Annotated in this window: 17 protein-coding genes; 8 read left to right on the top strand and 9 right to left on the bottom strand. The window is 30.9% G+C overall.

Going from position 1 to position 22140, the window contains the following annotated elements; genetic code table 11:
* The first annotated feature begins 74 nt into the window (after positions 1-74).
* Complete coding sequence (locus tag GYM73_RS08050; RefSeq protein ID WP_220233528.1) at positions 75-1730, top strand: glycosyltransferase family 39 protein; 1656 nt, start codon at positions 75-77, stop codon at positions 1728-1730.
* Between the two features lie 7 nt (positions 1731-1737).
* On the opposite strand, the gene GYM73_RS08045 is transcribed toward GYM73_RS08050, so the two are convergent.
* Positions 1738-2493: a Kdo domain containing protein gene (locus GYM73_RS08045; RefSeq protein WP_220233527.1), complete on the bottom strand. Its 756-nt coding sequence runs from the start codon at positions 2491-2493 to the stop codon at positions 1738-1740.
* Between the two features lie 155 nt (positions 2494-2648).
* Between GYM73_RS08045 and GYM73_RS08040 the strand changes: the two genes are divergently transcribed.
* Positions 2649-5117: a lipopolysaccharide assembly protein LapB gene (locus GYM73_RS08040; protein ID WP_220233526.1), complete on the top strand. Its 2469-nt coding sequence runs from the start codon at positions 2649-2651 to the stop codon at positions 5115-5117.
* 293 nt (positions 5118-5410) lie between these two features.
* Here the strand turns inward: GYM73_RS08040 and aspS are convergent, their stop codons facing one another.
* From aspS to GYM73_RS08025, 3 genes are all read right to left on the bottom strand, one after another.
* Positions 5411-7162 (bottom strand): aspartate--tRNA ligase, encoded by a 1752-nt coding sequence (gene aspS, locus GYM73_RS08035; protein WP_220233525.1) that lies wholly within the window; start codon positions 7160-7162, stop codon positions 5411-5413.
* 371 nt (positions 7163-7533) lie between these two features.
* Complete coding sequence (locus GYM73_RS08030; protein WP_160564539.1) at positions 7534-8427, bottom strand: CorA family divalent cation transporter; 894 nt, start codon at positions 8425-8427, stop codon at positions 7534-7536.
* 255 nt (positions 8428-8682) lie between these two features.
* Positions 8683-9312: an SMI1/KNR4 family protein gene (locus GYM73_RS08025; RefSeq protein ID WP_220233524.1), complete on the bottom strand. Its 630-nt coding sequence runs from the start codon at positions 9310-9312 to the stop codon at positions 8683-8685.
* A gap of 294 nt (positions 9313-9606) precedes the next feature.
* On the opposite strand from GYM73_RS08025, the gene pepE reads away from it, so the two are divergent.
* The 4 genes from pepE (at position 9607) to GYM73_RS08005 (ending at position 12564) form a co-directional block, all read left to right on the top strand.
* Positions 9607-10314 carry a dipeptidase PepE gene (pepE, locus tag GYM73_RS08020; RefSeq protein ID WP_220233523.1) on the top strand — a complete coding sequence of 236 codons (708 nt, stop codon included), beginning with the start codon at positions 9607-9609 and terminating at the stop codon, positions 10312-10314.
* 66 nt (positions 10315-10380) lie between these two features.
* Positions 10381-11346 carry a type I phosphomannose isomerase catalytic subunit gene (locus tag GYM73_RS08015; protein ID WP_220233522.1) on the top strand — a complete coding sequence of 322 codons (966 nt, stop codon included), beginning with the start codon at positions 10381-10383 and terminating at the stop codon, positions 11344-11346.
* A gap of 2 nt (positions 11347-11348) precedes the next feature.
* Positions 11349-12098 carry a 1-acyl-sn-glycerol-3-phosphate acyltransferase gene (locus GYM73_RS08010; protein WP_255570958.1) on the top strand — a complete coding sequence of 250 codons (750 nt, stop codon included), beginning with the start codon at positions 11349-11351 and terminating at the stop codon, positions 12096-12098.
* A 10-nt stretch (positions 12099-12108) separates the two neighbouring features.
* The gene (locus GYM73_RS08005; RefSeq protein ID WP_166004579.1) at positions 12109-12564 is read left to right on the top strand and encodes a YqaA family protein; all 456 of its coding nucleotides are present in this window, start codon (positions 12109-12111) and stop codon (positions 12562-12564) included.
* Here GYM73_RS08005 and GYM73_RS08000 read toward each other — a convergent pair.
* The 4 genes from GYM73_RS08000 to GYM73_RS07985 form a co-directional block, all read right to left on the bottom strand.
* Positions 12557-14773, bottom strand: a complete 2217-nt coding sequence (locus tag GYM73_RS08000; protein WP_220233521.1) for an FUSC family membrane protein — start codon at positions 14771-14773, stop codon at positions 12557-12559. The genes GYM73_RS08005 and GYM73_RS08000 overlap by 8 nt on opposite strands.
* Positions 14774-14820: 47 nt before the next feature.
* Positions 14821-15219, bottom strand: coding sequence for a DUF1634 domain-containing protein (locus GYM73_RS07995; RefSeq protein ID WP_160541787.1), 399 nt, complete (start codon positions 15217-15219; stop codon positions 14821-14823).
* Between the two features lie 12 nt (positions 15220-15231).
* A complete protein-coding gene (locus GYM73_RS07990; RefSeq protein ID WP_160569020.1) occupies positions 15232-16107 on the bottom strand; it encodes a sulfite exporter TauE/SafE family protein in 876 nt (291 codons plus the stop codon).
* Positions 16108-16333: 226 nt separating this feature from the next.
* Positions 16334-18241, bottom strand: a complete 1908-nt coding sequence (locus GYM73_RS07985; protein ID WP_220233520.1) for an ATP-binding cassette domain-containing protein — start codon at positions 18239-18241, stop codon at positions 16334-16336.
* A 107-nt stretch (positions 18242-18348) separates the two neighbouring features.
* Here GYM73_RS07985 and GYM73_RS07980 point away from each other — a divergent pair, with 107 nt between their 5' ends.
* Positions 18349-18915 carry a hypothetical protein gene (locus tag GYM73_RS07980; RefSeq protein ID WP_160541790.1) on the top strand — a complete coding sequence of 189 codons (567 nt, stop codon included), beginning with the start codon at positions 18349-18351 and terminating at the stop codon, positions 18913-18915.
* 65 nt (positions 18916-18980) lie between these two features.
* Here the strand turns inward: GYM73_RS07980 and GYM73_RS07975 are convergent, their stop codons facing one another.
* Positions 18981-19790: an enoyl-ACP reductase gene (locus tag GYM73_RS07975; protein WP_105296681.1), complete on the bottom strand. Its 810-nt coding sequence runs from the start codon at positions 19788-19790 to the stop codon at positions 18981-18983.
* Between the two features lie 303 nt (positions 19791-20093).
* Here GYM73_RS07975 and ligA point away from each other — a divergent pair, with 303 nt between their 5' ends.
* On the top strand, positions 20094-22127 hold the full coding sequence (gene ligA, locus GYM73_RS07970) for an NAD-dependent DNA ligase LigA (RefSeq protein WP_220233519.1): 2034 nt from the start codon (positions 20094-20096) through the stop codon (positions 22125-22127).
* The last annotated feature ends 13 nt before the right edge of the window (positions 22128-22140 follow it).

Raw genomic sequence — 22140 nt, 5'->3', positions numbered from 1 at the left:
TTGACTATTTTTCGATTATATAGTAATGAAAATTTTTTATTTAAAAATATCATTTTAAATAAAATAAAATATGCATGAAAAATAATAACACTAAGCATATAATAGTATTGTTTTGCACTTCTCTGATTATATTAGGGGTAAACTTAGGAGTTATGCCGGTTAATATAATGGAGGCACGAAACTTTATCACTGCAAGAGAAATGGTGCAAGACGGACATTGGTTTTTGACTACATTAAACGGAGAACCTAGGTATGAAAAACCGCCTCTTCCAACTTGGATGACTGCTTTTTTTGGGTATTTATTCGGATTTCATTCTGTGGCTATTTTACGTATATCCGTAGTTCTTGTGACTATGCTCCTCGTATTTTATATCTATAAATTTTCACTGAAATTAGGGCTTACGGGGCAAACCGGTTTTCAAAACGGATTGATTCTATTAACTTCTTTTTACGTTTATTTTGCGGGTAGAGATAATCAATGGGATATTTACTGTCACAGTTTTATGATTGTTTCCATATTTTATCTATGGAATTTATTACGTTTGAAAAACGGTGCAATAAAAAATTCAATACTGGGAGGAATTTTTCTTGCTTTTTCTATGCTTAGTAAAGGTCCTGTTTCATTATATGCATTGCTGCTTCCGTTTTTAATTTCTTACGGTTGTATTTATAAATTTAATTTTAAAAATAAAAAGATTCTAAAACCACTATGCATTTATATACTTATTGGTCTTATAGGAGGCCTTTCTTGGTCGGCTTATGTACATTGGATGGATCCGGAACATTTGAATTCAATGGCAAAAAAAGAAACGGCCCGATGGATTAATGATTATAACTCGAAATCCTTTTTTTATTATTGGAGTTTTTTTACTCAATCCGGAGTATGGACGATATCTTCCTTAGTAGCTCTCTTTTATCCTTATATGAAAAATAAGGTTTCCAACCTTAAAGCCTATCAATTTACCTTACTGTGGACACTATTTTCCTTGCTTTTACTCAGTTTTATTCCGGAAAAAAAAGTACGGTATATTTTGCCCACCTTAATTCCTCTTGCTTTGAATACAGGATTCTATATAGAATTCATTCTTAAGGGAATTAAAAATAAAAAAGATTCTGTATTGATTAAGATAAACTTTGGGTTATTAGGTTTAGTAGGAATTGTTTATCCTTTGGTACTATATTTATTTTTTAAAGAAAAAATTACGCGACAATCCGATTGGGCTTTATACTCATCCCTGGTTTTATTTATAGTAGGAATTAGTATTATGTATTTCCTTATTAAAAAATCTTGGCACCGTGTATTTAATTCAATTATACTATTACAATGTGTGGTTATCATTTTTGTTTTCCCTCTAGCCAAGAGTTTTTTATATAATCCTAATTATAAGTCTGTAAAAGATTTGCATAGATTTACTACGAATAAAATGACCTTGTATGATTATAAATACATGTCACCCGAAATTGTTTGGGATTATGAAGATAAGATTCCACCTATTGACAAGGTAGGAATTAGAGATCAATTGGAATTAAAAAATAAAAATTATGTCGGAGTCCTTTGCTTTCAAAAAGATACGGAAAATTTAATTAAAGAATTAAGCTCAATTTACAACGTTAAAAAAGTTTCGTATGTTGATTTAAATACTGTGGCTCCTTCCGGCAAATCATACAAAGAGAGATTAGCTCGTGACTTCCTAATTATTTATAAAAAATCAAGTTCAAATCAAAAATAAATGATAGCTACTTAAATATTTTTTTTAAAAAACGTTTAAATTTTGCTTTCGATTCAATTTTACGATTAAATTCTTTTTGATAATGAGCAATTTTAGATTTTACTTCATGTAAAGGATATCCGGAAACCTTAGAATATTCTTCAATTAATAGGTCTAAATAGGGTTGCTCTTTAATATTATTTGATAAACTTTTCATCTTAATATCAAAAGATAATTCTTCATGAAATTCCATTCTGTTTAAATCTACCAAATACATTTCGTAATCGTTATTTTTACGGATAATAAGAGTATTTCCGGGTGTATTATCTTTAATATAAACCCCTTTAGTATGAACATAGTAGGAAAACCGAGCAAAGGCTTTCACACATTCAAAACCATCCGGTTGATCATATAATTCACGCAAGGTAAAATCATAGGAAACATATTTTGATATGTAATAACTGGAAGTTAAACCCATGATATCAAAATTTTCAATATAAGCCAAAGGTTCAGGATTTAATATATCTAATTCCAAAAGTTTTGTTCCGTGCTCAAAAGATCTTCTAGCTTTGGATTTTCTAAAATATCGGTATACAAATTTATTTATTAAGTGAGGTTTTTTAAAACTTTTAATTGTAATATAATCTCCCTTAAAAGGAACTTTTTTTATAACATTTCTTTCCGGGTTTCCAAGTATTTCATCATAACTATCAAAATTATTGATAATCTTTAATAATTCATCTTTGCTATCCAGATATTTTTCGTTTAAAATGTATTTGCGCATTTAATATAAAAATTATAATTATTTTTAATAACAAATTTAGCTTATATTTAAGGTTTTATAAGATAAGAGATAATAAGTGAAATAGTAGGCTTTTAAAAACAACAAATTTAATAAATTTTCGTTTTTTTATTAGCTTTGTCAATTATAAGAAATAAATGAAGAAAATTATATATTCAATTCTGATTTTAAGCCTTTTGGGTGGCTGCTCAACCAAAAAAAACGGGATAACTCATCGTACATATCATCGGATTACTACTTGGAACAATACTTTATTCAACGGCCAAGAAGCATTAAATGAAGAATTGAAATCAAGAAACTCAAGATATAGAGATAATTTTTCTGCCATTTTGCCGGTAGAACCAGGTAATCCTTTTGTGGAGGAAAAAGAAAATTCTCTTGATAATTTCTTAGCAAGTTCAGATAATAACACTGCAAATCTATCAGGAGAACTTAAAGATAATCTAAAAAATTTAGATGCCCAAGGAGCCATAAATTCCTTATCTGACGCTTTTGGGAAGATGTTAGGTGCGGGTAATGATTCAAAAGCGCAAGGTTATGACAAAGCTATAGAAAAAGGAAAGAAAGCCATTGAAAAACATTCAATGCTTATAAAAGGAAAAGAATATAATTCCATGATGAGTGAGGCTTATCTTTTATTAGCCAGAGCTTATTATTATAAAAGAGATCCGTTTGAATCTCTTAACTATTTGAATTATATGAATTCAACCTTAGTAAAAAATACTAAAAAAGCTCAAGTTGAAGGTTATATGGCTTTAGCACAAGCACAATCAGGAAATTCTTTTCAAGCGAATGAGATTTATGAAAAACTCATCAATCAAAAATTAAAAAAAAGAGATGCAAAATTTATCTCTAAAATATATTCTCAATTTTTAATTGATGAAAAAAGATATTCTGAAGCTGTAAAAGCTTTAGACGTTGCAAAAAAATATAATAAATGCAATACAAACCAAGCTCGTTTTAGTTTTATTCAAGGTCAATTATCAGAAAAATTGAACGAAAAGGATTTGGCAAGAAACTATTATAATTTAGCTTTTAAGAAAAAATCTACTCCCGAGTTGGAGATCAAATCACAAATTGCTTTATCTAGATTGTATAAAAAAGAGGATAGCTTAGCCTATACGAATAGAATTAAATTTTTAAAAGCGTTAACCAAAAAAGGATTATACCAATCCAGAAAAAATGAAATATACTATGCAATGGGTCTAACTTCCCTAAAAGAAGAAAGAAATAAAGATGCGATGTACTATTTTTTTGCTTCTTTAAAAGAGGAAGAGAGTGATCCTCAAATACGAGCATTAGTTTATCAAGAAATAGGAGATAATTATTTTTCAAAACCTGACTATGTCTATGCAAGTGCCTATTATGATAGCGCAATTTCAAGATTTGTTGATCCGGCAATGAAAAGAAAATTAACAGCTAAAAATAAAGTTTTAGAAGAAGTAACCAAAAAATATTACTTAGTAAAAAAGAATGATAGTATTATAACGGTTGCTAAAATGTTACCTGAGCAAAGAAATAATTATTTTCAAAAATATATAAATCAACTAAAAGAAAAAGAAGAAAAAGAAAGATTACAACAAGAAAAGAATCAAAGAAAAGAAAATAATACCGAGTTTGCTACCGAATCTTTTGAAAATACAACATCTGCATTTACGATGATTACACCCAATACCAAAGGAAAATGGTATTTTTATAATAATAACCTGAAACAAGTAGGTCAATCAGAATTTAGAAAACAATGGGGAGATAGAATGTTGGAGGATAACTGGCGAATAAGCAATAAGATTTCTAATTTAGATGATGTTAAAACGCAATTATCGGGTCAATCGGATTCTAAGAATCCTAGACGATTTGAGGTTGAATATTATACAGAAAATTTACCTAAAAGTCAATCAGAAATAGATGTTTTAAAAAATCAGAGAGATTCTGTGGAATTATCATTAGGAATTTTATATTACGATCAGTTACATGATGTAAAATCAGCTACCTCCACTTTAGAACATTTATTATCAACTCAACCTTACAATGAGGAAATAAAAGTTTTGGCAATGTATAACTTGTATCGATTTAATCAAGGAGAAAATCAAGTGTTAGCAAAAAAATACTCAGATATAATAACTACCCTATATCCTGATACTAAATATGCTTACGCTATTTTGCATCCTCAAGTTAATGAGTTAAAAACTAATTCTTCAGATGCAATCTTGTTTTATGAAAATGCCTATCAAAAATATAAAAACGGTAACTATTCAGAAGTAAAAGACATGGCAAGTCAGGCACTTTCCAAATATCCCAAAGATGAGATAATAGCTAAATTTGCCTTACTTTCCGCTTTTTGTGATGCAAAATTAGGAAATAAAGAAGAGTTTGAACAATCGTTAGAACATATTGCTGTCTTATATAAAGATAAAGAAGAGGGAAAGAAGGCTGCAGATTTATTAAAATTCTTTAAAGATAAAGAAAAGGAAAACAACAATAAATCTGTAATAACCAATGATCCTGAAATCAAAGCTAATTTCCCGGTATTAGAAACAAACTCAATGAATTTGCCTACATTAGAAAATTGGCAAAACAATGACGTGGATATCGATAGTATAGATTAAACGGATTCGCTAAACTTAGTATGTATAACTTTTAAAAAGATGTATTTAGCTAACTAAATGCTATCTATTAGATTATATGATTTAAATCATATAATTATTTAAAATCATTCTAAATAAAAAACATAACTTTGAATTGATAAATGAAAAATTTACTTTATATAAATAAAGTAAAGGAGTAATTTTCACTGTGTGTTCTCACAAAATTGGTTTTATTTTATTTAGTTTATAAAGCAAAATTTTTGGTTACAAAAATTTTGCTTTTTATTTTTACTAGGGATATTATAAGAATTGATTTATTCTTTGGTTATTTTTAAGTTTAATTCCTCTAGTTGTTGCTCATGAATATAGGAAGGAGCATCTATCATAACATCTCTTCCCGAATTATTTTTGGGAAAAGCAATATAATCTCGGATTACTTCTTGTCCTCCTAAAATAGCTACAAAACGATCAAAGCCAAAAGCTATACCGCCATGAGGAGGAGCACCAAATTTAAAAGCATTCATTAAAAAACCAAATTGAGCTTCGGCCTCTTCTTGAGAAAATCCTAATAAAGAAAGCATTTTTCCTTGTAATTCTTTATTATAGATACGAACAGAACCTCCTCCAATTTCATTACCGTTTAAAACGAGGTCATAAGCATTGGCTCTAACTTCTCCGGGGTGGGTATCCAAAAGAGGAATATCTTCAGGTTTTGGAGAGGTAAACGGATGATGCATGGCAACATACCTGTTTTCTTCCTCATCCCATTCAAGTAACGGAAAATCGACAACCCATAAAGGAGCATAAACCTCAGGATCTCGTAAGCCTAAACGTTCAGCCAATTCCATACGTAGCGCGCTTAATTGAGGGCGCACTTTATGAGCTTGCCCCGATAAAATTAAGATCAAATCACCGGGTTGAGCATTTGCTTTTTGTATGACAATTTTTAGTTTTTCTTCAGAATAAAACTTATCTACAGAAGATTTAATACTTCCGTCTTCATTGTAACGTATATAAACCAATCCCGAAGCACCTATTTGAGGCCTTTTTACCCAATCGGTCAATTCGTCCAGCTGTTTTCTAGTATAAACAGCACATTTTTCAACGTTAATACCAACCACTAATTCCGCTTCATCAAATACTTTAAAACCGCTGTTCTGTAATTCTTCATTGAATTCAATAAATTCCATTCCGAATCGAATGTCCGGCTTATCATTACCGTATTTCTTCATTGCTTCCGCATAAGTCATTCTAGGAAATTTATCAAAAGAAAGATTTTTCAGCTCTTTTAAAAGATGTTTAGTCAAACCTTCAAATGTTCTGAGAATATCTTCTTGTTCAACAAAAGACATTTCGCAATCAATTTGAGTGAATTCGGGTTGGCGGTCTGCACGTAAATCTTCATCACGAAAACACTTAACTAATTGAAAATATTTATCTAGACCCCCAACCATAAGTAATTGTTTAAAAGTTTGAGGCGATTGAGGTAAGGCATAAAATTGTCCGGGATTCATACGAGACGGAACCACGAAGTCTCTTGCTCCTTCAGGTGTAGACTTTATTAAGACAGGGGTTTCCACTTCAATAAAACCTTCTTGAGATAAATAATTTCTTACCAGTTGAGCAACCTTACTTCTGAAAATTAATTTTTCTTTAACCGGATTACGTCTTATATCCAAATATCTGTATTTCATACGTAATTCTTCGCCTCCGTCCGTCTCATCTTCAATTGTAAATGGAGGAACCAACGATGGATTAAGTATGGATAATTCTTCAACTAAAATTTCAATAGCACCTGTAGGCAAATTAGGATTTTTGCTGGATCTTTCAATTACTGTTCCTGAGGCTTGAATAACAAATTCACGACCTAATTTTTTTGCTTTATCAATTAAATTCTTATCGGTTCGTTGTTCATCAAAAACAAGTTGAGTGATTCCATATCGATCGCGTAAATCTATCCAGGTAAGGAATCCTTTATCACGAATAGTTTGGATCCATCCGGCAAGAATTACTTTTTGTCCTATATTTGATTCATTAAGTTCTCCGCAGGTGTTGGTTCTATACATGTTGACAATTTTTATACAAAAATAATTATAATCTATTGAATAGGAATTAGAAATTTTACGTTAATGTAAATTTTAAAAGGTACTAGATTTCTCAACAATTATTTTTTGATTCAGTAGTTTTTTCAATTATTTACTAGGAAAAATAATTAGTTTAGATTTAACCTATAGAAAATTAAAAGAATAACTAATCATAGTTATTTGAGTCGTCAGCAATAAAAATCCTCTTGTATTATTTTATCTTATAGATAAAAAAATATTTAAAAACCTTAAATGATTATAAAAAAAGAGTTAAAAGTAAAATATCACGAATTGAAAATTGGTTTGAAATCGTAGTACTTAAGTCAAATTAATTGAAATTTTTTGAAAAAGTTTTAAAGCCATTTTTTTTTCTTCAACCAATAATAAATAATCAGGGTAATAATAAACATAATCAATAATATGATCGGATACCCCAATTTAAATTCCAGTTCAGGCATATAATGAAAATTCATCCCGTAAATACCCGCAATAAATGTCAAGGGCATAAAGAATATTGAGAAAATGGTAAGAGTTTTCATTATCTCATTGGTCTTTTGTGAAGATAGGGAAATATATAAATTGAGTAAATTATTGAGGTCGTCTATAACTTGCTCATAAAGAGTTGTTAACTTTAGATATAAATCTTTAGCATCTTGATGGGCAGCCTTTTCTTGCTTAGAGGGTTTAATAGAGTTAATCACCTCATCCGAAAGAATTAAAAGTTTAGTACAAAGATTGGTTTTTCTTTTTAAAGAATAAATGCTTTGCAAAACTTTGGAAGAGGGATCTTTTAAAAAAAGTTTATTTTCATAAGATTCCAATCTATTAATAATGTGTAATATGGAATCATTATAAGTTTGTAATACGCTTTTTAAAATTTTTATAATAACCATATTTGTTGAGAAAGTCTGTCCCATACTTTGACATTTGTTGGCAATATCATCGATAAAGGGCATTTCAATACGGTGTATAGTAATGAGTAAAGAATCATTAAAAAAAACGGCAATTTTGTTGGAAAGACTTTCAATATTGGTGTCTTTTTTATCGCCTTTATGTACTACTCTTAATATTAGGAAGTTAATGCCATTTTCAGTTTCAAATTTTGGTAAATGATTAGGCTCTAAACTATCTGCAAGATTATAGAAATTAAGATTGCATTTTTCCGCAATTTTTTGCATTTCTTCTTTCGTAGGATTGAGTAGGTCTATCCATTCATAATTGGACTGATTAATTATTTTTACTGCCATTAAATACCTTTTTTGTAAAAGTACTACTTTTAGAAATAAGAATATTCAAAAAATAAATTAAATCATTGCAATTTTAAAAGAATTTTATAAAATAAATTACTAAATAGATAAAACTAAAATACATTATTTACATTTATCTTAATTTTTGATAATTTGAAAAACAGATTTATATGGAATTTATTACGTATTTGTGGACAATAGATTTGTTTTAATAAATCATTGGTCTAGTAAAGTACTTGCGTAGCAAAACGTATATTAAATAATTTCCAATTCATATTTTTGTGCATGCCTAAGGAATGCTTCTTCAGATCTTGCAGAAAAATAAATATCCTCGATTCTTACATTCTCTTTATTGTAAACATACCAAAGTAAACAATCCGGTTTCCAATAAATTTGTAAACCGTTATACCTTACCACATCTTCCCATTCCGTATGGATGAAAATTTCAAAATCTTCTTCTGAAATGTTGGAAATTCCTAAATATTCATATCCACCTTGAGCGCATTGATAATACAACATTACTTTTAAAAATTCAACCAGCGGAATTTGTTCCTCATACCATTCATTTTCATTTAACAGTTGATATACTTTTGGATTAGTATTTTCCGGATCAATTTCAAATCCCCAATAGCATATATTTTGATTTTCTTCTAAAAAAACTATTTTATTATCATCTCTTTGAAGTTGCGTGGGTAAAGCAAAACGATTGAATGATTCCATCAACATTCCATTTTTTCCGGTCATCAAATAAAAATCACGTATAATATCAGGCAGTGCGAAACCCAATTTACTTTCAACTTTATCGAGTTCCGAAGGCTTAACTCCGTCACTTTTAGTTAATTTTCTACCCAATAATCGCTCTGCCAAAGAATTAATAGTATTCATTTAAATAATTTTTTTCAAAATTATATATAAAATTAAATTGATAAAATGATATTTGTAATTGACGGTTTGAAAAAACTAACGAATTGAAATAACCATCTTCTACTTCAAATTTATTTATTCAATTCATAAAATGGAATTTGAGTTAATTTCTAGTTATATTTGACTTTAAAATGTAACAATTTATTACTTGAATTATAACATTAATATAGCTAATAACGTTCTCATAATGATTTATTTTAAGTAATAAATAAAGAAAAATTATTTATTTTAATAATGATTGATAATAGTAAAAAAATGAAGCTTTTATTACTCAGTAATTCCACAAATGTTGGAGAAAAATATCTTGAATTTTCAAAAAAACAAGTACAATCATTCCTGGGTACTGAAAAAATAACTATTATATTTATACCTTTTGCAGCAGTAACTTTCTCGTATGAGGAATACGAAAATAAAGTTAATGAAGCCTGGAAAGAAATAGGTATAGAAGTGAAAAGTATACATCATTTTTCAGATACTAAAGAAGCGATAGAAAGGGCAGATGCAATTGTCGTAGGAGGGGGAAATACCTGGAATTTGGTAAAAAAATTACAACAAGAAAAATTACTTTCGCTTATCCAAGAAAGAGTTAAAGAAGGAATACCTTATATAGGTTGGAGTGCAGGATCCAATATTGCATGTCCCAGCTTAAGAACAACTAATGATATGCCAATAATCGAACCGGAAAATTTCCAAACCTTAAATTTGATCCCTTTTCAAATTAATCCCCATTATATAGATACACATTCTGACGATTTTGGTGGAGAAACCCGTGAACAAAGAATTAGAGAGTTTATAACCTTAAATCATAATTTATATGTAGTAGGATTAAGAGAAGGTACTATGTTGCATTATGAAAATGAAAAGTTAAAGTTGATAGGAGAAAAAACGGCAAGAATTTTTAAATACAATCAACCCATTAAAGAACTGGGCTCTGAAGAAGATTTTGACTTTCTATTTTCGTAAAGGTAAATTAAAAATAAGATAAATACAATTTTAAAATTGTATTTTTGCATATAAATTAACATAAGTATGTCACTATATCCATTGGTATTTCAACCTTCCTACCATTACAGAATATGGGGGGGAAATAAACTAAAACAATTCGGTAAAGAAAGTAAGGAAGAAAAACTGGGAGAAAGCTGGGAAATTTCAACAGTTCCGGGATATGTTAGTATAGTAAATAACGGAAGCCTAAAGGGAAAAAATTTAGACGATTTAATTAAAGAGTATAAAGACCGTTTAGTAGGGAAAAAAGTATATAAGAATTATGGAGATAAATTTCCCTTACTCATTAAATTCTTAGATGCAGCTCAACCCTTATCTGTTCAAGTTCATCCCAATGATGAGTATGCAGCAGCTCACCATCATTCTTTCGGGAAAACGGAAATGTGGTATGTATTGGATTCAGAGCCCAATTCAGAGATTATACTAGGATTTGAAAAAGGTACAAATAAGACTATTTTCACGGAAAATATTGAAAAAAATACTTTAGATACAATCCTCAGAAAAATACACCCTGACAACGGAAGTGTTATATATATACCGTCCGGTAGAGTTCATGCCTTGGGAAAAGGAATTTCAGTAGTTGAAATCCAACAAAATTCAGATGTTACGTATAGAATCTACGATTATGATCGTATTGATAAGGACGGAAAAAAAAGAGAATTACACCTCGATCAAGCGAAAGAGGTAATGGATTATACTTTTGTTGAAGATCCATTTTCACATTATGATAAAGATGCAAGAGAGACAACACTATTAGCATCTCCATATTTTACGGTTTCATCGATGGAAGTTACAGAAAATAAAATTTTAAATAACTTGTCCAATTCATTTCGTATACTGATTTGCTTAGAAGGAGAATGCACCCTATTGAATAAGACCTTACCCGTAACCCTTAAAAAAGGGGATACGGTGTTGCTTCCTGCGGAAGTTGAGAATGTTGAAGTAAAACCCCTTGTACAAACAAAACTCTTAGAAGTTCATATAGATTAAATATGAAATATCTTAGGACTGTAGCTACCATACTTTGGAGAATCTGGTTTTATATTTTAGCTGCCCTTTGCACACTTACCATTGGTGTGGTAATTTATCTGATGACTTATCAGAAAAATAATAAGCTAACCTACTTCTTTATGCGAATGTGGGGATGGGTGCTTTTCTATGGATCAGGATTTACCTATTCATTGCTATCGGAAGTAAATTTAGATCCTAAAGAAAATTACATATTTATTGCCAATCACACTTCCTTAATTGACGTGGTCTTAATGTATGTACTTCACCCTCATCATCCAATTATATTTGTAGGAAAAAAAGAGTTGGAAAAATATCCCGTATTCGGAAGAATTTATAAGAAAGTATCCATCCTGGTAGATAGATCCAGTAGACAAAGCAAACAAGCAGTTTTTTCTGCCGTAAAAAAAGAATTAACCCAACAAAATAAAAATGTGGTTATCTTTCCGGAAGGAGGAGTTCCCAAGAGAAAAATAAAATTGGAAAAATTTAAAGATGGAGCATTTATAGCTTCAATTTATTGTAATAGTCCTATTGTTGTATATGCATTTCATAATTTAAAAAATATGTTTCCATTTGTATTTAATTTAGGATATCCGGGTAAAGTTAAAGTAGAGCGTGTAGAAATATTGTATCCGAATGGAGAAACGAAAGAATCACTTAAAGAAAAAGCCTATCACCTAATTTATGAAAGGATAAAAGATGATAAGATAGATTTTATGAATGTAAAATAAGTAATTTTATATGTTAGACGGATTAGTAGACTATGGATATATAGGATTATTTATTGCTTCTTATCTCGCAGCAACCATTTTACCCTTTAGCTCCGAAGCTGTTCTTACAGGAATACTCATTATGGGCGGGAATCCATGGTTAAGTATTCTGATAGCTACCATTGGAAACTGGTTAGGAGGAATGACCGGTTACTACCTGGGAAGGCTGGGTAAAATTGAATGGATTGAAAAATATTTAAAAATAAATAAAACAAAAATTGATAAAGCCACTCAAAAATTAAATAAAAAAGGAGCATATATTTCCTTTTTTTCTTTTTTACCCATTATTGGAGATATCATACCTGTAGCCTTAGGATATATGAGATCCAATGTCTATATCGTATCCCTGTCTATGTTAGCCGGTAAACTATTTCGTTACCTTTTAATTATGTATGCTTATAAAGGTTTTGCAAATTTCATTAAATAGAAAAATCCCTTTTAGAATCTTTCCACTCCTGAAAATTATTAAGCTTATTTATATAGGAATAAATTTGCTGTGATAAAAGATTAATTTCCCGAAGCTGGTAAGAAATTAATGATTGATCATCTGCTAAAACATTTAATTCTTCCTCTTTTTCTTGACATTCCGTATCACAATCAAAGGAAGACCCTTTGATATTTAATAAACATTTATTTAAAGTATTTTCAATAGATGAGATCAACTGTTTATCTATATCTGATGCTTTACTGTTTTCATTAATATAGGATCTAAGGGATGATATTCTTGTAGAAAGTAGGTTTATAAAAGTTTGAATATTATATATATCGGATTTGTAATTTTTTGAAATTTTAGGTTCTGATACAATTCTTTGAAAAGTACTTGATAAATTGGAAGTTCCCAACAAAACGTCCTTTCTGGACAGTTTTATATCGGTATCAGAAAGCTTATCATCATTCAATAAATTATAAGTTATTTTTGTAAAATAATCTAAATTATATTTCAATAACTTTTCAATCAATACAGGAAGATTTTTATATTCCCAAGTAGGAAGAAAAGAAAAACTTAAAATAAAACTGATCACAACGGCAATCGTTGTTCCTCCCAAACGATGATAAATATTTGTCCAACCATCGCTTCCGCTGTGTTCCAGAAAAATCAGTAGTATAACAAATATGGTAACAAAAGCAACCCCCGTTCTATAACTGATAGGTATAAAACTATAAGCGCCCACAATACAAATAAAAGTTACTATAGAAATCACATAAATGTTATGTGTAACAAGAAGGAGACCCAACGTTAATACTCCTCCGATTAGAGTACCTTGCAACCTTTGAATAGAAGAGTTTTTCGTATTTCCATAAAAAGGTTTTAAAATTAAAATGATGGTTAAATAAACCCAAGCAAAATACTCAATTTTAAGTAAAGTACAAATTATATAAGAAACCGATATGGCGACACTTACTCGTAAAGCATGTTTAAAAATGTTGGATTTAAGATTTAAATTAGCTTTAAATGTAGAAAAGCTATAATTATATTGTCTGGTGAACTTTTCCAAATCCAAATCCTCATATTGTTTTCTCTCCGATCTAAACTCTCCGTTGATAAGTGATTTAATAAAACCGGTTTGTTTATAAAATGATTTAAAAATAAAACGAACATGTTTTAAAGCATTGATATCAATAACGGATTTCTCATTATTTTTTTCCTTTTCTTCAATCGAAAGTATTTTTTCTTTAAAACGATCCAGTGGAGCGGTATCAATAGTTACAGTGACCTTTTTATGAAAGTTTATAGACCAACTTAATTCATAGAGGATTTTTTCCATATTGGATAAATGAAACTCAAAATCCCTTTTTAGCCCACTTTTAACCAGAGATTGAATCAACTTGTCATCTTGACAATTTAATGATAAAAGTTGTTCATACAGATCGATTAATGCGCTGAAAATTAAAGTCATTTTTCTGCCCTTTGCAGAAAAACTTTTAGCATTAATCCGCAGTTTAAAAAGATTTTCTCGGATATCCTCGTGAGTACTGTGTATTTTTGTTTGTTTTTCAAAAAGCTTATTTAAAATCTCTGTTTGTTTTTGACTATTAGCAGGATTTTTAATTTTTAACAAAAAGTACTCATGTATTAGCTCAGTATACTCATTTAAAAGTTTAATATTTTCACTAATTTTTTGTTCAATCACCCTATACGGTTGAATTCTCCATAAAACCAAAGAAATAAATCCATACCATACAATACCCATCATCATTCCCAACGTATTAGTTATGATATGGTTAGCTTCAAAACTACATGCATAGACCACACATAATAAAGAAGAGGTGCTTACACTAACCGCACGGGAACCGTAAATAAAAAACATGGAAAAGAAAAAGCCGCACAAAGTAATCCAAATACCGAAAATAATTTCATGCGATATCAACAACTGACACACAAAAACCACTAAAAAGTAAAATAAAGCGGCAATAGATTGAGTATAAAATTTAACACGAATAGATCCGGGATTATCTCCCAGTCCGGCTACAAGAGCTCCGGAAGAAGCAACTATACCAATATCGGGTCTCTTAAAAAACCATCCGGCGAGTAGGGGGATTACAATAGCAAGAGCAATACGTAAGCCACGACTAAAATAAAAACCAAAAATAAAAAAGGTACTTTCGGAGACTATATGTTTAATTTTTTGCTGCATGAAAATCTGTAAGCAGTGATTAGTAAATTAGAATTTTCGGTTAGTTTTTATCCTTCCAAACCAAAAATCATATTTGATAAGATAATAGCTAAAACAATACAGGTTATAACAATATACATTCGATCTTTTTCAATAGCAAAAGCCACTATTGAAAAAGCAACCCGTAGAATAGGAGTGGCGATCAAAACGGCAACTCCCAGCTGTATGATTGCTAACCCGTCCAATTTTAAAACAGCGGGTAATAAAGTAGATAATTCCCTCAAATAATTTGGGGCCCCTACAAACGTTTTAAAATTGAGTTGTTGATCCGGATGTTGAGATATATAAATTACTCCGCCGGTAATAGTAATAATAGAAGAAAGAATTACTCCGTAGCGCAGCAATTTACCAATATAAAGCTCTACATCACGTTCTTCCCAAAATTTTCTCGAAAATAAATTACTCATAACACACTCAGCTTAAAGTTTAGGAAAATTAATATGTGGAAACCATTTAATCAATGAAGGTTCCAATCCTCTATAGATCATTTGAATTGCAAGAATAGCAATAACCAAACTGAAAATTTTACGTAACAACTGAACGTTTATAGCCATCAATATTTTTGAACCAAGAAAAGCTCCAAACAAAACCCCTACCACTATAGGCATGGCAAGAAAGGGATCAATTTGACCTCTTTGAAAGTAAATAACTGCACTGGCGGCTGCAGTAACCCCAACCATAAAATTAGAAGTAGTAGTTGAAACTTTAAAAGGTATTTTCATAGCCGTGTCCATAGCTAATACTTTAAGCGCTCCCGATCCAATACCTAAGATACCGGAAAGCACACCGGCTATCGTCATTAGAGAAAAACCCGCACCAATATTTCGAACATTATATTTTTTAATTCCGTCAGGAGTAGGATACGTTCCGTTTAATTTCAATGTAGTAGCTAATTTACTCCCCGGAGCAGTATAATCTATAGATGCATTTTTCTTTCTTAAAGTCATGACAGATGAAAAGATAAGAGTGAAACCTAAAATTATATAAATTGCGGAAGTAGGTAAAAAAACAGCAAGTAAGGCACCTAAAACCGCCCCAAGGGTGGTTGCAATTTCAAGAAACATTCCAATACGCACATTAGTCATTCCTTCTTTAATATAAGCAGCTGCAGCCCCCGAAGAAGTAGCTATCGAAGTAACCAATGCGGTTCCAACAGCATATTTAATATCAACACCAAAACCCAGAGTTAATAGAGGAATTATGACTACTCCGCCACCAAGTCCGGTAAGAGAACCCAGAGTACCCGCTGCAATTGCTCCAAAAAATAGAATAATTGTAAAAGTTATTATAGTCAAAATGAATTAAAATTAAGAAATTAAGTAACAAATTTAAAGATTCCTACTTTAATCTGTTACTATTAATTTAAATTTAATTCTATAGTCCAATAATTGAAAAATTAGGGTAAAAAAACAGCCTTTCGAATAGAGTTTTATTATACTGATGATCAAAGGGTTAATGGTAATATGTAATTACTTTCATTTATAATAGGTTACTATCCTTTAAAAGGAAATCATACCATACCTATCCGTTTAATTGAGAAAACATGTTCTCCCATTCATGAGTAATTTGGGCAAGCTTTTCCTTTAATTCAGAATACTCCTTAATATCTTCCTCTTTTGGGTTTTCTTTACTAAATAAATCTTCAAAAGCAGAAATTTTTTGTTCTGTTTTTTCAATGTCATTTTCAAGTTTAGACAATTTATTTTCTAACGATTTTTGTTCTTTCGATTTAAATTGCTTTTCCTGAGAAGCTTTATTAGGTGTATTTTCTGAAGTCACTTTACGGGTAGTTGATTTTTCGATATCAACTTCTCTCATATTTTCTTTTTTACGATACTCTAAATATTCATTGATATTACCTAAAAATTCTTTTACTTCTCCATTTCTGAATTCAAAAATCTTGTCGGCTAAGTCATCTAAGAATTCACGATCATGAGATACTAAAATCAGTGTCCCCGTAAAATTCTTTAAGGCGTTTTTTAATATCGCTTTAGATTGTATATCCAAGTGATTTGTAGGCTCGTCCATTATCAACGTATTGAAAGGTCGAAGAAGTAATTTACATAAAGCCAATCGATTTCGTTCCCCTCCGGAAAGTACAGACACTTTTTTATGAACATCATCTCCTTGAAAAAGAAATGAACCTAACAAGTCTCGAACTTTAGGACGAGATTCTTCTGTAGCCGAATCTTCAGCTTCTTCTAAGATAGTTTTAGAAGCATTTAGCTCTTCAGATTGATTTTGAGCAAAATATCCAATTTGAACGTTGTGGCCTATTTCAAGTTTACCCTGATAAGATAATAAGCCATCCATAATTCTAGCCATAGTAGTTTTCCCCTGACCGTTTTGACCGATGAAAGCTATTTTCTCTCCACGTTCGATGTAAAAATTGGCATTTTCAAAGATAGTATGAGTATCGAAAGATTTACCTAAATTTTCTGCTTTAAAAATTATTTTTCCGGGAGTAATACTCGGTTCGAAACGAATATTAAAACGAGTTATGTCTTCATCTTCCACCTCAATGCGTTCTACCTTATCTAATTTCTTCATAAGAGATTGAGCAAAAGAAGCTTTACTAGCTTTTGCACGGAACTTATTGATTAATTGTTCTGTACGCTTAATCTCTTGTTCTTGATTTTTTTGTTGCTGAAGAAGTTTTTCCTTTCTTTCTTGCCTTAAAATAAGGTATTTGGTATAATTAGCCTTATAGTCTTGAATGGATTTATTGGAAATTTCAATGGTTCGATTGGTAACATTGGTTAAAAATTGTTTATCGTGTGATACCAGCACCACCGCTCCGCTATAAGTAATTAAAAAACTTTCCAACCAAATGATGGATTCAATATCTAAATGGTTGGTAGGCTCGTCAAGAAGCAGCACATCATTTTCTTCCAATAAGAGTTTAGCTAACTCAATTCTCATTCTCCATCCTCCTGAAAAATCATCAGTAAGCCTATTAAAATCGGATTCTTTAAAACCTAACCCTTTTAAAATTTTTTCAATTTCTCCATCAATATTGTAGCCGCCTAAATGAGAAAATCGATCGGTTAGATCGGTTAAATCATGAATAAGCTTGTGATATTCCTCAGATTCATAGTCGGTCCTTGTAGCAAGAGCATGATTGATTGTATCAATTTTTTCATTGATTATATTTAATTCTTTGAAAGCCAGTTTTGCCTCATCCCATACGGTTCTTCCTTTCTCAAAATCTAAATCTTGTTTTAAGAATCCAATGCGAACTTCTCCTTCTTTTTCAACATTTCCTTCAGTTGAAGGTTGCTCACCGGACAAAATTTTTAATAAAGTTGATTTACCTGCACCATTTTTACCCGCTAATCCAATACGATCATTTTTATTAATTCTAAAATTTACATTTTCAAATAGATAAGATCCTGCAAAATGTAAACCTAGATTCTGGACTAATATCATTTTCTTGTTAAATTTTGAACATGCAAAGATACGATTTTAAACTTAATTCCTTCATTTTTGTCTTTGTTATAAGAAAAATATGTAAATTAGTTTTTTAATATAATTTTATGAAAAAAATAGTATCAATAGTAGTACTAACATTATGCTTTACTGTATTTTTAACTAGTTGCAGTGACGATGATGACAAAGGAAGTGTTGTAGTTAACACGGATACAATTTCAAGAGTATTTGAAATTGAAAGTTCTTTTAGATTTGACAGTCAATTGGGTTGGGTGATCAACGGAGAGCTTAGACCGGCCATAATAAACGGAGATCATTTATTAATATATAGGCTTTCTGCTGAAAATGCTTCCGGTAAAGATGTATGGCAACTTATACCTCGAACTTTTTATGTTGATTTGAATAATGATGGGATTACTGAAAGCGAATTTTCTTATGATTATGATTTTAGTATTGAAGATTTTAATATTTATGCCGGTGGAAGTTATGATTTGACTTTAACTCCTGGATTAATTAATAAACAAGTTTTTAGAATTGTTATTATTCCGGGAAGCTCTTCCGGTAATGCATTTAGTAGTAAAATGCCTATTGATTACAAAGATTATAACGCTGTAATTAAATACTATCATATTAATGATGACCAAGTAATTAAATTACAACCGAAACTGAAATAAAAGTATTTCTATAAAAAAGAGGCCTTAAAATAAGCCTCTTTTTTTTATAGAATTTTATTAACCAATTATTTTTCAAAACGTTTCATAACTCTTTCACTAACTCCAACATTGGAGAAGCCTCCATCATGGAAAAGATTTTGAAGAGTTACTTTTCTGGTTAGGTCGGAAAATAACGTAATGCAATAATTTGCACATTCCTCAGCGGTAGCATTACCAAGCGGAGAAATTTCTTCAGCAAATTCAATAAATCCACCAAAACCTTTTACACCGTTTCCTGCAGTAGTAGGAGTAGGCGATTGAGAAATTGTATTAACTCTAACTTTGTTACGGATTCCCCATTCGTAACCGAAACTTCTTGCAATACTTTCCAAATAAGCTTTATTATCAGCCATATCATTATAGCCGGGAAAAGTTCTTTGAGCGGCAATATAAGAAAGAGCTAAAATACTACCCCATTCATTCATAGCGTCTTTATCCCAAGCAGTTTTCATAACTTTATGGAAAGAAACAGCAGAAATATCCCAGCCTTTAGTTAACCATTCATAATTTATATCAGTATAATCTTTATTTTTTCTGACATTAATAGACATTCCTATAGAATGTAAAATAAAATCAAGCTTTCCGAATTTTTCAAGAGCATGATCGAAAAGTTTATTCAAATCTTCCATTGAAGTGGCATCAGCAGGAACCGTATCAGAGCCGGTTTTTTCAGCCAATGCGTTAAGTTCCCCTTTTCTAAGAGCGACTGGGGAATTAGTAAGGATAAATTCAGCTCCTTCTGCATGAGCTTGTTCTGCAACTTTCCATGCAATGGAGTTAGAATCTAGCGCCCCGAAAATAATTCCCTTTTTCCCCTTTAATAATCCGTGAGACATAGTATTTATTTAAAAATGTTAACAGAACAAATTTATGTAAATATTTTTATATGTAACCGAAAAGTTTAGTATCTAACCCGATTAATAAATCATTTCATAAAAACTAAAGAAATTATACGATGTATTTTGCATAATCCCTTATAAATGAAAATTGAGCATGATTTGTGTATTTTGGTATAATTTAATCTAAAATGCATCGATTTTTATTAAAATATAGATAAAAAATACTTAGTATACTAAATAGTATCCATTAGTATTTAACATATCAACCATTGTTTATAAATTTGAATAAATATTCTAAATATGAGTAATACTAAAGACAGAATTGAATTTTTAAGGAAGGAACTAACGGATTTAAATTACAAATACTATGTATTAGATCAATCTGATGTTTCGGATTATGAGTTTGATCAGATGATGAATGAGCTGAAGCAATTAGAAAAAGAAAATCCGGAATTAGACAGTCCCGGTTCACCTACCCATAGAGTAGGAGGGCAAATAACTAAGATTTTTCCTACCGTAAGACATGAAAGACGGATGTATTCGCTCGATAATAGTTACTCATTTGACGATATCAAAGATTGGGCAACAAGAGTAGCCAAATCTATAGATGAAAAAGTAGAATATGTATGTGAATTAAAATACGACGGATTATCCATCAGTATATTATATGAAAACGGACAGCTAGTTCAAGCAGTTACCCGAGGTGACGGTTTTCAAGGGGATGATGTTACCCATAATGTGAGAACTATTCGATCTGTTCCGCTTCATCTCAGAGGTAAATATCCGCAACGTTTTTATATAAGAGGAGAGATAATCATGCCCAAAAAATCTTTGGATAAACTCAATGTAGAAAGAAAAAAAGAAGGATTAGAACCCTATGCCAATCCAAGAAATACGGCTAGTGGAAGTTTAAAGCTTCAGGATAGCGAGGCGGTGGCAAAAAGAGGCCTCGATTGCTATTTGTATTATGTACTTACTGATGAAAGAGGATACAGTACCCAATGGGACTCTTTGCAACATGCTAAAGACATGGGATTTAAAGTAGGGAATTATGCCCGATTGTGTACCAATCTAGAAGAGGTAACGGCTTTTATTGAACATTGGAATACGGAAAGATATCATCTTCCCTTTGAGATTGACGGAGTCGTAATAAAAGTAAATTCCATTTCAGAACAAGAAGAACTAGGTTATACGGCTAAATCTCCTCGATGGGCCATCGCTTATAAATTCAAGGCCGAAAAAGTAGAAACACAATTATTAAGTGTTGACTATCAAGTAGGAAGAACGGGAGCAATAACTCCGGTAGCCAATTTGAAACCGGTGTTAGTTGCAGGAACCACAGTAAAAAGAGCCTCTCTTCACAATCAAGATTTTATCGCTAATATGGATTTACGAATCAATGATATGGTTTTTGTAGAAAAAGGGGGAGAAATTATCCCCAAGATTGTGGATGTGAATTACGATAAAAGAGAACCGGGCACGATTAAGCTGGAATTTATTAAGAATTGTCCGGCTTGTGGTACTCCTTTAGTTCGGGAACCGGGAGAAGCTGCTCATTTTTGCCCCAATGAAAAGTCTTGTCCGCCACAAGTGATGGGAAGAATGGAACATTTTGTTTCCAGAAGGGCCATGAACATAGACAGCGTAGGAGCAGAGACGGTTTCAATGCTTTATGAAAATGGGTTGATCAAAGATATCTCGGATTTCTATACCTTAAAAAAAGAACAATTAATCGGACTGGATAGAATGGCTGATAAATCGGCTCAAAATATAATTGACGGTATCGAAAATTCAAAACAAATCCCTTTTGAAAAAGTTTTATATGCGTTGGGAATTCGTCATATAGGAGAAACCATGGCCAAGAAACTGGCTAAAAGATTTAAATCAATAGAGGGATTACAAAATGCGACGTTAGAAGAACTGGAAAATACGGCTGATGTAGGAAATAAAATAGCCATAAGCATACAAGAATATTTTGCCAAACCCGAACATTTGGCACTCATTGACAGATTAAAAAAAGCAGGTTTACATTTCGAAACAGAAGATTCTCAAGAAGAAATCTCCCATATTTTAGAAGGAAAAACCTTTTTATTTACAGGGAAATTAACCGCTTTCACACGAGACCATGCCGAAGAATTGGTAGAAAAAAATGGAGGAAGAAATATTTCATCCGTAAGTAAAAATTTAGATTATTTGGTAGTAGGAGAAAAAGCCGGATCGAAACTTAAAAAGGCTGAACAATTGGGAACAGTAAATATATTGGATGAATATCAATTTTTAGACTTATTTGAAAAAGAAGGCATAAACCCGAAAGAAAATGAGTCAACGCGTTAAAAACAAATAGAAA

The sequence above is a fragment of the Apibacter sp. ESL0432 genome (genome assembly GCF_019469225.1).
Taxonomy (GTDB): Bacteria; Bacteroidota; Bacteroidia; order Flavobacteriales; family Weeksellaceae; genus Apibacter.
The sequence above is the reverse complement of the archived record's forward strand: the minus strand, read 5'-3'. Positions and strand labels throughout refer to the sequence as shown.